This is a genomic window from Chryseomicrobium imtechense (assembly GCF_041475995.1).
GTDB classification, from domain to species: domain Bacteria; phylum Bacillota; class Bacilli; order Bacillales_A; family Planococcaceae; genus Chryseomicrobium; species Chryseomicrobium aureum.
Genome location: NZ_JBGOBM010000023.1, coordinates 1 through 12,080, shown reverse-complemented (window position 1 = coordinate 12,080; position 12,080 = coordinate 1). Strand labels below are relative to the sequence as shown.

11 protein-coding genes and 1 CRISPR repeat array are annotated in these 12,080 nt (G+C 39.7%); of the genes, 3 read left to right on the top strand and 8 right to left on the bottom strand.

Annotated features, from left to right (window positions below):
- Nucleotide 1: 1 nt before the first annotated feature.
- Nucleotides 2–1,289: direct repeats of the CRISPR family, unit length 32 nt; unit sequence ATTTCAATCCACGCACTCACAAGGAGTGCGAC.
- Nucleotides 1,290–1,447: 158 nt separating this feature from the next.
- The 7 genes from cas2 to AB5N96_RS13250 all read right to left on the bottom strand — a co-directional run bounded on the left by cas2 (nucleotide 1,448) and on the right by AB5N96_RS13250 (nucleotide 9,325).
- Nucleotides 1,448–1,738: a CRISPR-associated endonuclease Cas2 gene (gene cas2 / locus AB5N96_RS13280; protein ID WP_499705749.1), complete on the bottom strand. Its 291-nt coding sequence runs from the start codon at nucleotides 1,736–1,738 to the stop codon at nucleotides 1,448–1,450.
- A 7-nt stretch (nucleotides 1,739–1,745) separates the two neighbouring features.
- Entirely contained in the window at nucleotides 1,746–2,777 is a 1,032-nt protein-coding gene (gene cas1c / locus AB5N96_RS13275) for a type I-C CRISPR-associated endonuclease Cas1c (protein ID WP_499705748.1), read from the bottom strand.
- Nucleotides 2,774–3,430, bottom strand: a complete 657-nt coding sequence (gene cas4, locus AB5N96_RS13270) for a CRISPR-associated protein Cas4 (RefSeq protein ID WP_499705747.1) — start codon at nucleotides 3,428–3,430, stop codon at nucleotides 2,774–2,776. Before cas4 ends, cas1c begins: the two co-directional genes overlap by 4 nt.
- Nucleotides 3,420–4,283 carry a type I-C CRISPR-associated protein Cas7/Csd2 gene (gene cas7c, locus AB5N96_RS13265; RefSeq protein ID WP_499705746.1) on the bottom strand — a complete coding sequence of 288 codons (864 nt, stop codon included), beginning with the start codon at nucleotides 4,281–4,283 and terminating at the stop codon, nucleotides 3,420–3,422. Before cas7c ends, cas4 begins: the two co-directional genes overlap by 11 nt.
- Nucleotides 4,280–4,981 carry a type I-C CRISPR-associated protein Cas5c gene (gene cas5c, locus AB5N96_RS13260; RefSeq protein ID WP_499705745.1) on the bottom strand — a complete coding sequence of 234 codons (702 nt, stop codon included), beginning with the start codon at nucleotides 4,979–4,981 and terminating at the stop codon, nucleotides 4,280–4,282. Before cas5c ends, cas7c begins: the two co-directional genes overlap by 4 nt.
- 24 nt (nucleotides 4,982–5,005) lie before the next feature.
- The gene (cas3, locus tag AB5N96_RS13255; RefSeq protein ID WP_499705744.1) at nucleotides 5,006–7,429 is read right to left on the bottom strand and encodes a CRISPR-associated helicase Cas3'; all 2,424 of its coding nucleotides are present in this window, start codon (nucleotides 7,427–7,429) and stop codon (nucleotides 5,006–5,008) included.
- Nucleotides 7,430–7,585: 156 nt separating this feature from the next.
- On the bottom strand, nucleotides 7,586–9,325 hold the full coding sequence (locus tag AB5N96_RS13250; RefSeq protein WP_499705743.1) for a DUF2075 domain-containing protein: 1,740 nt from the start codon (nucleotides 9,323–9,325) through the stop codon (nucleotides 7,586–7,588).
- Between the two features lie 115 nt (nucleotides 9,326–9,440).
- On the opposite strand from AB5N96_RS13250, the gene AB5N96_RS13245 reads away from it, so the two are divergent.
- The 3 genes from AB5N96_RS13245 (at nucleotide 9,441) to AB5N96_RS13235 (ending at nucleotide 11,809) form a co-directional block, all read left to right on the top strand.
- Nucleotides 9,441–10,346, top strand: coding sequence for a GIY-YIG nuclease family protein (locus tag AB5N96_RS13245; RefSeq protein ID WP_499705742.1), 906 nt, complete (start codon nucleotides 9,441–9,443; stop codon nucleotides 10,344–10,346).
- Between the two features lie 100 nt (nucleotides 10,347–10,446).
- Nucleotides 10,447–10,992, top strand: coding sequence for a sigma-70 family RNA polymerase sigma factor (locus AB5N96_RS13240; protein ID WP_499705741.1), 546 nt, complete (start codon nucleotides 10,447–10,449; stop codon nucleotides 10,990–10,992).
- Nucleotides 10,985–11,809: a hypothetical protein gene (locus tag AB5N96_RS13235; protein WP_499705740.1), complete on the top strand. Its 825-nt coding sequence runs from the start codon at nucleotides 10,985–10,987 to the stop codon at nucleotides 11,807–11,809. The genes AB5N96_RS13240 and AB5N96_RS13235 overlap by 8 nt, the downstream gene beginning before the upstream one ends.
- A 76-nt stretch (nucleotides 11,810–11,885) precedes the next feature.
- On the opposite strand, the gene AB5N96_RS13230 is transcribed toward AB5N96_RS13235, so the two are convergent.
- On the bottom strand, nucleotides 11,886–12,080 hold a 195-nt coding region (locus AB5N96_RS13230; protein ID WP_499705739.1), incomplete at its 5' end, for a hypothetical protein.

The window sequence follows — 12,080 nt, the reverse complement described above, 5'->3', positions numbered from 1 at the left end:
TATTTCAATCCACGCACTCACAAGGAGTGCGACTTATGGAATTGAGACACTCATGAAAGCAATCGATATTTCAATCCACGCACTCACAAGGAGTGCGACTTATGGAATTGAGACACTCATGAAAGCAATCGATATTTCAATCCACGCACTCACAAGGAGTGCGACCTTCAATATCGATGAATTCAAAGCGAGCGATAAATTTCAATCCACGCACTCACAAGGAGTGCGACGTCAGTGCTGCAGTCGTTCATCAAATACGATACAAATTTCAATCCACGCACTCACAAGGAGTGCGACCCCAATTACCTGTGATCAGCTGTAAGAGTACCAAATTTCAATCCACGCACTCACAAGGAGTGCGACGCGAGGTGTCATTCAAGCAGGCGTTCGCTGTCGATTTCAATCCACGCACTCACAAGGAGTGCGACTTCGACTACCGCCCTTCGTGGTATTTCTACGTGTTAATTTCAATCCACGCACTCACAAGGAGTGCGACGTCAGGCAGGACGTGACTAAGACCGTCGCCAATGCATTTCAATCCACGCACTCACAAGGAGTGCGACGTAAGATAGGCACGGACATAAAGGCGGATTCTGAATTTCAATCCACGCACTCACAAGGAGTGCGACGACCGCAGGCGGAGACGCAGCGGAGACATCGAAATTTCAATCCACGCACTCACAAGGAGTGCGACTATGAATGACCGATATTATCTCGCATTTCACAGACATTTCAATCCACGCACTCACAAGGAGTGCGACTAGCCAGTCCGCCTGTACCTGCCGCGCCTTCGTAATTTCAATCCACGCACTCACAAGGAGTGCGACTATAACATACGGAGGCGAACACAATGACTCGTAAATTTCAATCCACGCACTCACAAGGAGTGCGACGCGGAGATAGCGGTGTATGGGCGGAGGAAGAATCGATTTCAATCCACGCACTCACAAGGAGTGCGACGTAAAGTATGCGGCACATCTGACCTCTTGTTGCATTTCAATCCACGCACTCACAAGGAGTGCGACACTGCATAACTCCGTCAGGCGCTCCGTATAAGTGATTTCAATCCACGCACTCACAAGGAGTGCGACCAGTAGCGAATCTTCGTTCTCCCACGAATACGAATTTCAATCCACGCACTCACAAGGAGTGCGACCAGTAGCATATAATTGCCACCCCTTGCGTTTGCAATTTCAATCCACGCACTCACAAGGAGTGCGACGTCACGCAATCGAGTAGTAACGGTATCATTCGTAGATTTCAATCCACGCACTCACAAGGAGTGCGACTGCCAAATTAATGACTTTAGTTTCACAAATATATTTAAGCGAAACTTTAAAAACAAATAAATACTATTTTTCATTACTGAATTTCATTAACACTTAAAATTTAGGGCTTATTCTTGGTGCGAACATCTCCAAACAATTATGGGAGCTCCTACTTCGCACTAGAAGATTAACGGATCTTCTACATCTAAAGACTCCTTCGCTCCCACATGTTCGACTTTTGACTTATAATTATTACCTAATTGATAAAAGCGTAGGCTGTCTACTTCTGAATCAATTAATGATTTCAATTGAAACTTAAGCTGAGCAAACTGAGCTGCATCCACTTGACATTCAAACACAGAATTTTGAACTCGAATACCATAATTTTGACATAGTTTCGCTACTCTACGTAACCTCTTTTGTCCACCTATACTTGAAGTACTTACATCATATGTGACAAGCACTAACATAGCATCCCTACTTCCACAAAAATGGTGGGTATTGATCTAAATCTCCACGAAGTGTTCGTGCTAATAACAGAGATTGAACATGGGGTACCAGTCCCCACTCGATTTTTTCACCTAAAAAAGGATGTGTTAGCTTTTCTTGCTTCTTTTGTTGCCATGCTTTTATGAACTTTCTCCTTCCCTCGTCAGTCAGTAAAACTGCTTTATTTTCCTTTACTAAAAAATCCTTTGCTTGAATTTCTTTAGTATTAATAAGGGATAAGACGAACCTATCTCCCATAACGCCCCTTAACTCTTCCATCAAATCTAAAGCTAAAGAAGCCCGACCAGGTCGATCCCTATGAAGAAAGCCAACGTAACTATCTAAACCATTAGCTTCAAGAGCAGCAGCTACATCGTTAGCTAGTAAAGTATACGCAAATGATAAAAGCGCATTTACTTTATCTAAAGGAGGCCTGCGACTACGCTGATGAAAATAGAATTGACTCTTTTGTTGAAGAATTAAGTCATCAAAAACGCGATTATACGCTATAGCAGCTTGCCCCTCCCACCCTCTCAATAACTCTAAATCTTCTACAACCCTTATTTCATTTAGTATTGTTGACAACACTGCCGAGACGCCTTTATGCTTCTCCACATCTAGGCGTAATGCATAATCTCTTGTAGCACGTTCTAAAATCCACTTTTGATTATAGACCTTACCAATAATAAAATTTCTCGCAAGAAGCGCCGATTCTACTTCATCAGATGAAACAGCGTATTGTTTTTTCCTCAAAATAACATTCCCTCTGTCTTCACCTGTCACCCTAGCTAGAAACCTACCTGACTGTTTCATAAAAACAACCGAAATACTTTTTTCTGCACAATGACCTAGTAATGCTGGACTTACACCCGTATACCCAAAAGTAACGATCGATTGGAGATTATGTAGCGGTATACGCCCCACTTGTTCTTGTTCTATCGAAATAACGACATTCTCTCCATCTAAAGCAAGATAGGCATTCGGTTGAGTTATATATAAAGAATTAAGGAGCTTTTTCATTCACCAAGCTTCCTTTCTAAGTAACTTGCTACTGTCTCTTTTGTCATCAATCTTGGCAAGCAAATGGATTGCAGTGAACAACTTTTGCAAAAAGTCCCTGTCTTAACCTTCGGAGTATATTTTTGATTATAATAAGAATGCATCTCTCTAACTATTTGTTTAACTTTCAATCTCACTTCTTCAGTAAAGTAGACTTCAGATCTATGCTTCGTCTCGTTATAAAACAAGTATCCTTTTTCTATTTCACAAGCTAACATTTCTTCTAAACAAATCGCCTGAGCTGTCAACTGAACAATATCTTCATCACCTTTTTTGGGTTTTCCCCTTTTATATTCGATGGGAATAGGGCTAAATGTGCCCTTTTCACCATAAATAGTGACTCCATTAGTGTCTTCTACAAATTCCACAACGTCACAAACGCCAGTAATTTTATGCGTGTGAGATTGAACAGGTAACGATCTTACTACAAGTTTATTGGCTCGTTTTTCTCTAATGAAAGGTTGATCAGCAGTTTTATGTACATGCTGACCTTCAATTGTTTTGACATTTTCTTGCCATTGCTGTTCAATGTGAATAAGAGCCCATTGTCTTCTGCAAAACTCAAAATGCTGTATGCCAGACAACAATAAGTACTCTTCTTCTTTACTTTCCATCTAATTCCTCGGTATGCAGACCATCAATTTTATTGAATGAAATCGAATAATCTTCAATTGATTTAGACGAATCTGTCTTGCAATCCACCCGAAGCGAACGATGCACCTTAGCAGAAGAATAATCTCCCATTTTTGAATCATGTTGATGCCAATAGACTTTGTGTACCTCCATGGAGCCTTCTGGCCTAGCGGAGGATGCATCATTCTCAAATAATGTGACAAGAGCTTGCTTAATTTTATCTGCATCCTCTTTAGTAAAACCTGTCTTTTCCGCCAACTGAACGTTAATACTCCCATGTAAAACATAAACTCCAAACTCGACGCGATGCTTCATACCCATCGTATCTGACCCACGCTCTTTACCGGGTTCTGAATTTACACTTTTAGTGATTTGAACACTTGTAATGTCTACTGGTTCAACACTCGTAGCAGTATGAATAGAAACTGGTCCTCGAACGCCTACTGATACACCAGACCCTGCTGTAGAACCTTTATACGCAAACACTTGACCAAATGCCCGAACATCCAACCACTCTTTACATGCCATCTCAGCAAACAAATCATTTTGGCTTTGCTTTGACTTTATTATTTTCGCAAGTGTTTCATTAGATTCTGCTCGTTCTTTTAAACTAGTAAAAGAATCTGTTGTACGGTCATTGGACTGCACAAAAATGGATTCTCCCATGTCTTGCAACCGGTTACGAATTTTACGTTTAATCGCTACGTCCGAGATTTCACCATGACCGTCATAGTTTTGTCGAGGTCTATTCCCATTTAGTGGATCTCCGTTTGGATTTGATTTTGTTGCAGAAAGGACTACTGAAAAATCAATTTTTTTATCTAGTACTGTCATTGCACTTCCTCCTCTACTTTATTTGTTTTTTTAGGTTGATATAATTCATAACGTTGACTATAAAAGCCTAATAGATGTTTTTCTGATAAAGCTTTATTTGTAAATTTAAAAGTAATAACTCCATTTTTCATTACAGGTTGCCATAACCTTACTGACAATTCGTTCGTACCTGTTTCGTCAGGATAATTGAATCCATGAACCATAGTTCCAAAGGTTAAATCCGAATCGTCATAAAAACCTGTCCCTTCATCAAATGAACATGGCTCCACATAGCCTTGGCATTCACGTGTCCCTAGAAAGATATCTCGGCGACCTCCTGCCTTTAATGCTCGTTTGAATATATTGTGATGCTTGAATTCATTTCGATCGAATTCTAAATCTTGTCGGTTCTCATTAAACTCAAAATGAGCTTTAACACGATATTTCACATTGCGAAGGTATGTGTAATTTGCTAGAGAATTCCCTCCTCCATATTCAATGGGTCGTACTCCTTTCGATTCCATTTGAATTGGATTCATGATTCTTACAGCGTCTACTACCATTACCAATGTAGGTTTCCAGTAGACAGAAGAGACAATTCCTTTTAAAGCTTCATAGGTCGGTATTTGATAACTTAACTTTTCACCCCCTAATTTTGTTAAGGGATCCGTGAATAAGGCATAGTTACCTGTTAGTTCAAATTCAACTGAGTTTCTCATCTGTATCCTCCTTGCTTTAGTAGTCTAAAACATAAATTCTCCGAGCTTACTCGACTCTCCTTCCAAATCAATTCCAAATTCTTGATTATAAGCATTTTCTGTAACGGCCAATATCATTCCATCAAGAAAGCTCACTAGTAGACCTTTCTCTTGTAACTTCCTTAATTCCCAATCAAACACGTCTACAGAATAGTGTTGCGCTCTTTTGAAAAAGCCCGAGAGAGACTCAATTGGCCTACTTCCAGAGAGATCTGCGATTAATTCCTTCCCCTCTTTGTTATGAGGCACTACTACCGATTTAGAAAAGTCTTGTATCACTTTATATTTTTTTGAAGCAGTATTGAAACTAGCGCTGCAAAACGTGCTAAGTGATTTATGGTGTTGATTGGTTAATCGCTGAACAAAAGGATGAGATTCTGGATGGGAGAAAAGCAGCTCCGTCATCGTAGTGTTTAAGTCAGTAAGTGGATAATTCAACTTAATCTGCTGAACTTGGTAAAATTCTTTAAAATATCTGTTCATTGCTTCATTTGATAAGATATCGTCCCTAAATAATGTGGGATCTTTAGAAAACGATTTTAATAGTCGGCTCGTAATTTCTTTCCCTCTAGCTATATCATCTAACTTATTAACAACCTCTTCACTATGGTCAATCAAGTAAACAGATTTCATAGTATTTAATCCGTGACGATTACAGCGCCCAGCTGCTTGAGCTATTGAATCTAAACCTGCCAACGATCGTATGACACAATTAAAATCTACATCTACGCCTGCTTCAATAAGCTGCGTTGTTACACATACAAATGGCTTATTATTCTTTAAAGAATTACGAATATCTTCAATGATCTCTTTTCTATGAGCTGCGCACATCGTTGTACTTAGATGGAAAATCGTAAGTGAGGGATCTTTTTCCCGTAATGAACTGTATAATTTTTTCACTACTGATTTTGTATTTAAAATAACTAAAACATTCTGTTCGGCACTTTGCTTCTCAAGAACGACCCCTACTAAGCTCTCTGTAGTGAATTTCCCATGTCCAGTGGTGTCTATGAGTTGTGTTCTTTTAAATGCTTTTTCTACTAATGGTAATTCAGGTACAATCTCACGTTTCAAATCCAATTTCAGATTATTTTCTATGTGCGTCAGAGCCGGTTGTGTTGCCGTGCAGAGTATGATACTTGATTGGCCACAATCAGCCAAAAAATTAATCGCCTGCGTAAAAAGAGCAATCGAATTCGTAGGAACTTTTTGAACTTCATCAAAAATAATTACAGATTCACATAGATTATGTAGCCTTCTTGAAGCTCGACTGCCATGACCGTAAAAAGTTTCTAAAAACTGTACCATGGTAGTAAAGATGACTGGTGCATCCCAGTTATCCCTAGCTAATTTAATTTTTTCAAGGTTTGAATGTGTTCCTTCTTGATATTCGTCATTCACATCAGGGTCTACAACATTGCTATGGTGTTGTATGACGTTCTGCCAGTCATCTACTATTCTTGAGACTTCTTCAGCATTTTGTTCAATAATGGTTGTAAATGGCACTACGTAAATAATGCTTCTTTTGTTGTACTTCAATGCATGATTTAATGCGTATCGAAGGCTTGCAAGTGTCTTTCCACCGCCCGTAGGAATGGAGAGTGTAGATATTCCTGATGGCAAATCAGCATGAGCTGCCGCTTCATCGGACATGCGTTGTCTTAACTCGTTTACTGTAGTTTTCGAAGCATTTTCTTTATAATTTTGTAAAACATGTTCTAGTTTGCTTAAATACTCAGTGAACAAAGGCTTTATTTCTTGATCTTTTTCAATTACATTCTCTTCAAACCGGCGTGTATTTGTACGATCAGCATCAATTAAAGTGCTAAAAATGAAGCGTGTTACGAAGTACAGCGTTCGACTAACTTCTTTCTTATCGACTTTTGCTATAAAACTTTGTAATTCTTCAGAAGCTTTTTGAACATAGTCATCTAAATCTTTTTCAGAAATAACTTCTTTGAAAAAATGTAACTTCGTTTCGCTAAAGTTATGCGGAGGTTCTTGATCAACACGCTTGAGAAATGGTGACTCTAACTTTTCATTGATAAAATCCTGTAATGAAGCGTGATGAGATAGAATTGCATTGCCTGCTATCTCTGCAACAAGTTTTTGAAATACCGAATTGCTTCCCTTGTGATACCGTTCAAACAATAGCATGCCACCCGCATTTGAATGATTAACTGAACCACGAGCAGGAGCATTTTCAGGTTCATACACGGCTAGGTTCAAATAATTTTGAAATTCTTGACTATATTTCCCCATGTCATGAAGTAAACTTGCAAGTCCTGCAAGATGTTTTAAACCTATTTTTTCACCGAATGATTCCGCTAATAGTTTACATTCCGAGAGATGTGTACTGACAGTCTGATTTTCAAAATCTGATTTTCTTATATGAGCAATAAATTGCATAAAAAACCTCCATTAAGAATGCATTTTTCCCTAAAATTTGTTTCTTATAGCGCCTATTTTACCATATAAAAATTAATAAAATACCCAATAATCAGAATTTTTAAAGAAAAAAACACCTACTTGTATTGCAAAGTAGATGTGTAACCATAGTGACATTTAATTTATATTTCGCATTCTTCTTTCATCCTGATACTGCACCAATCGCTTACGCAAGTTCTCGTCGTAAGCGTAAATAAATAATCCCTTGATACCACGCTTCATCAATACATTGATAGAATTCAAAATGATTTGTTCTTTCACCTTTTCTGCATCCTCAATGCCATCTGTACCTGTGAAAGCCCCTCTATCCATATATTTTTTGGAATCAATGACTAACTTTTCTGTTGCCTCATCGAACATGATAGAAGGCCCGAGTACTACTCCTACATAATTTAAATCGAAGCCTTGAATTGTATAGATGGAACCGGCTTCTTCCTTCGTAGCAGGATTCTCCGCCCAGGTCACTTTGGAATCTGTGGTATTCCATGGTAGTTTAAAATCCTCGGTCGCATCGCTCACAAAATAAGTTTCCCCATCTTTTTTATGTTCAAAATCAAAAGTGGATACGACTCGACTAAGACCATACTTTTGATCTTGATCACGGATAACCTCTGCTAATTGATGCAGGGACTCACATACTTCTAGCTCATAGTGTTTATCGAATGGTAAGGGCAATAACTCTTTAGACTTGAATGCATTGATCCATCGCATGATATCCTCATTTGCTTGCATGCGGAATTGATTGGTTAATTTGTATTGTTCATGATAGCGACTCTTTTTTTGGGCTTCAAATAAGGTGCGGAATCCCCAAGAGCTTTTCAGCTTCAATACTTGATCTTGGTCATATATGATTACGACAACTTTAGCAAGTTTCATGAGTTCTTCGAGATGATTGTCACCATAAAAATTGTTATATGTATCCGACCGAGTGAGTAATAGGTGGGCTTCGTCCACTAAAATAATGTCTGCTTTCTCCTCTTGCTTCTGCAATTTATTTATGAGTGGTGTTGGTTTTGCAAAGTCTCTTGCCTTCAAGTGTTTCACTTGCTTTGCAATATTTTTATACGTCTTAAACATTTCTTCATGGTTCACAACGAGATAATTGTCTGTATTGAAAAGCTTTGAAGAGGATTCATCTCGTAGACTTTGGATAGCATTGAAAATAGAGCTCAGCACTACACTCTTCCCCACTCCAGCCTCTCCTTCAATCACTAAAAGACTCCCGTATTCTTGATCAGCTTCATCAATTTGATTTTCACAAAACTCAAGTACTTTCTTTTTCAAATCAAGCTGCTCTGGCGAAAGCTCTTTATAAGGAGAAATTTTGAAAATATCCTTGTTTTCAATGACATGCAGTTCATGATCCACAAGCTGCTTGTTATGTAACTCTTGCCACAGTTCTTGAAACACTTCCTGGTCGTAATACGATTTGTCATAGTAATTGTGTGTAAAGTCGTTGACGGTCTTACTTTTATTTTGAAGTGTATATTTTTCATCGCCTAGAAAATAATTGATTAATTTCGTTTCAAGGTGAAAAGTTGCGGAACGATTAAATCGCTCATGACGAATCAAATTAATCAGGTCGACATTCTTTCTTAATTTCAGATGCGCTCGGATTCGATTCTTAAAGTAAACAGTTTCGCCGATGTAGGCTTCTTTTTTTCCATTTAAAATATAAATCACAGGATAATTCATATAGTTCTCAGAGTTATCCAGTTGTTTGAGAGTATCTGGTTTAAACGGCCAAGATAAGATTTCAACTGACGTCACAATATCACCTGCTTTCCGGAAGGTTCTAGTTAATATAATTTTATCATTCTTTAATAGTAACATTTCTTTCAATCCATTTATTTTCATATTTAACCCCCACTGGAAAAAGTGTAAAGTTGTAAAAGAAAGTGAAACCCTTCCGTTTCCTTGGTCGTTGTAGGAAGGATTAAAAATTTGTAGTAGAAATCACGGAGGTTAGGGAATGCAAAGTCGCGGGAAGAGTATCAATTTATATTTAATGGATGGCAATCCTACAGGACGAATCATCTGTACATTGGCCAACTGGACAGGGATTGCGTTTAAGATTCCACGAACAGCGCTGGAGAATTCGAAAGATCGTGCAGAACTTGCGCAGACAGGCGTGTACTTTTTATTTGGAACAAGTGAAGAGACCAATGAAGATGTGGTGTATGTCGGACAAGCTGGCGTGCGCAGAAATGGCGATGGTTTGCTAAGTCGTTTGATCGAACATAAGCGAAATGCAGACAAAGATTATTGGACAGAGGCTGTGATTTTCACGACTTCGAATAATTCGTTTGGTCCTACAGAAATCAGTTACTTGGAGAATCGCTTCTATCTTCTGGCAAAAGATGCCGGTCGCTACGTTGTGAAAAACGGCAACAATCCGACTCCCGGGAATATTACGGAGCAAAAAGAAAGTGAGCTTGAGGAATTCATTGATAATGCAAAACTGATGATGGGGACACTTGGTCATAAATTGTTTGAGCCATTGACAGAGAGACCTGTCATTGCGACGAAAACGGTCCTCTCTCATTCCGAAGAAGATTTGACGCTTTATCTATCGCGCACTATCCGAAAAAGTGGTGTGACGGTTCACGCGACGTGCAAGCAGACCAATGAAGGATTCGTCGTATTAAAAGGCAGCTTGATTGAAAAAGAAGACACGGAGAGTTTGCAACCGAATGTCATTGAGCGCCGTTTGAAGGCGAAGATTGATGAATCGGGGATTTTGCTTGAAGACATCTTGTTCCCAAGCCCTTCCTTCGCGGCAGCATTTGTCATTGGCGGAAAAGCGAATGGCTTGACGGAATGGAAGACTAAAGATGGGGTTTCGTTGAAGCAAATGGAGATGGAAAGCGTTCAGTAAATGACGAATCCGGGCGATTGCTCGGATTTTTTTATGAAATGGAAAACCAAAGGGTAGAGTTGATCGTTGTAAGATAACAAACCAAAAAGGGGGAATATGCGTGACAAGGAGTCCATCCACCCCACCCGCGGAAGGAACAGACCGGTGGCTCAATACACTGATGACAACTTACGGAGATGCGTTGACGAACCTCTCCTATAGTTATTTGCACGACTGGGGAAAAGCGCAGGAAGTGGCGCAAGATGTGTTCTTGAAGTGTTATGAGAATGCGGATTCCTTTCGAAAGCTAGAGTACATAAAACCGTATTTATACCGCATGACCATCAACAAATGCAAAGACGTATTAAAAAGTTCATGGATTCGACGCGTCATTTTTGGAAGCAAGGTGCCTGAAATTCGTACTTCTTCAAGCGCTTCTGTCGAAGAGACTGTCGCAAATTACGCAGCTTCTGCTCAGTTGATCCAGCATGTAGCCGCGCTTCCGATCAATTACCGCGAAGTGATTCATCTACACTACTACGAAGAATTATCGGTGGCGGAAGTGGCAGTAGTTACGCAATTGAATGAAAACACAGTGAAGACACGATTACGACGTGCACGCACACTTCTCGGGAAATCCTTACAAGGTGGTGATTCTCTTGACTGATCCGTTAAAGAACTACAAAACCGCGATGGACAAGCATGTATTCACAGAAAGTCGGTTCACGAATGCAGAGCGTCAACAAGTCTTCACGAAGCGCATTGCGAAGAAACGAAAATCGCCCAAACAACTCGTGTGGCTCCCTGTGCTCGCATCGGCCATTGTTGTTTTGCTTATTCTGATAGTCGGGCCATTCACGAGTCCTGAGGAATCCGCACAACCGGTAGCCCCTCCACCTCCAGTTGTTCCTCCTGTTGAGGAAGTGGAAGAAGTGGTGGAACCTACGACTGAAGAAATCATTCAACAGTTCGAGGCGCCTTATAATGAAATTGGGATGATTTTGCACAACTATAAATTACCTGTTCAAGGCCAAGTCGGCGGCGATTCTGGTGCATATGAAAATGGATACCAGTTTGATACCGTGACTGGATTTTTCCGCTCACGTAGTTATCCCTCTGGCGGAACGCCTCTTCCACCGACTGAAGGACAATTTATTGGGATGTTCATGGCGACCATCGATACTATTGTAATAGATCGAGATGCCAATACGACGTATTACGGTTCCACAGAATCACTTGAATCAAGTGGCGTGAAAATGAGACAGCATCAAATAAGTGAATATATACTTCCTCAGTTGAACCAATTACGCAATTACGAGCAGAGTGACGAAGCGCTAACTAGCTGGCTGGACGAAACAATTGCTAGGTATCAGGCTGTTGTCAACAGTGCGACAATTGAAGAGTATAACGAAAACTCCGAAGTTTCGAATGCACGCATGGATCGCATAGTGGAAGTAATTTATATTGCGCGTGAAATTGAATAAACTTGTTATTTACAGAGTTTTCCTATATATAAGATGGAGAAGCAACCAAATCTACAAGCTGAATCGAAACATGATATCATGATAGGATGGTAACTTGTGAAGAACCCTCATATCTAATCAAAGAATGATTTTGAGAAACAACTGGATGGGCTAAATCCACATTTAAGTTCGATGAAAGAGCTAAAGAATACATTCCTGTATTTGGCAAGTAAGAAATGTATGAAATGGCAATTAAAAATGTTGCTTGCCAGATGCATCTCTCCACCGTATT

Bases quoted from the DNA above. Each gene is read 5' to 3' on its own strand.
- cas2 (WP_499705749.1), bottom strand. From the start codon at position 1,738: ATGTTAGTGCTTGTCACATATGATGTAAGTACTTCAAGTATAGGTGGA.
- cas1c (WP_499705748.1), bottom strand. From the start codon at position 2,777: ATGAAAAAGCTCCTTAATTCTTTATATATAACTCAACCGAATGCCTAT.
- cas4 (WP_499705747.1), bottom strand. From the start codon at position 3,430: ATGGAAAGTAAAGAAGAAGAGTACTTATTGTTGTCTGGCATACAGCAT.
- cas7c (WP_499705746.1), bottom strand. From the start codon at position 4,283: ATGACAGTACTAGATAAAAAAATTGATTTTTCAGTAGTCCTTTCTGCA.
- cas5c (WP_499705745.1), bottom strand. From the start codon at position 4,981: ATGAGAAACTCAGTTGAATTTGAACTAACAGGTAACTATGCCTTATTC.
- cas3 (WP_499705744.1), bottom strand. From the start codon at position 7,429: ATGCAATTTATTGCTCATATAAGAAAATCAGATTTTGAAAATCAGACT.
- AB5N96_RS13250 (WP_499705743.1), bottom strand. From the start codon at position 9,325: ATGAAAATAAATGGATTGAAAGAAATGTTACTATTAAAGAATGATAAA.
- AB5N96_RS13245 (WP_499705742.1), top strand. From the start codon at position 9,441: ATGCAAAGTCGCGGGAAGAGTATCAATTTATATTTAATGGATGGCAAT.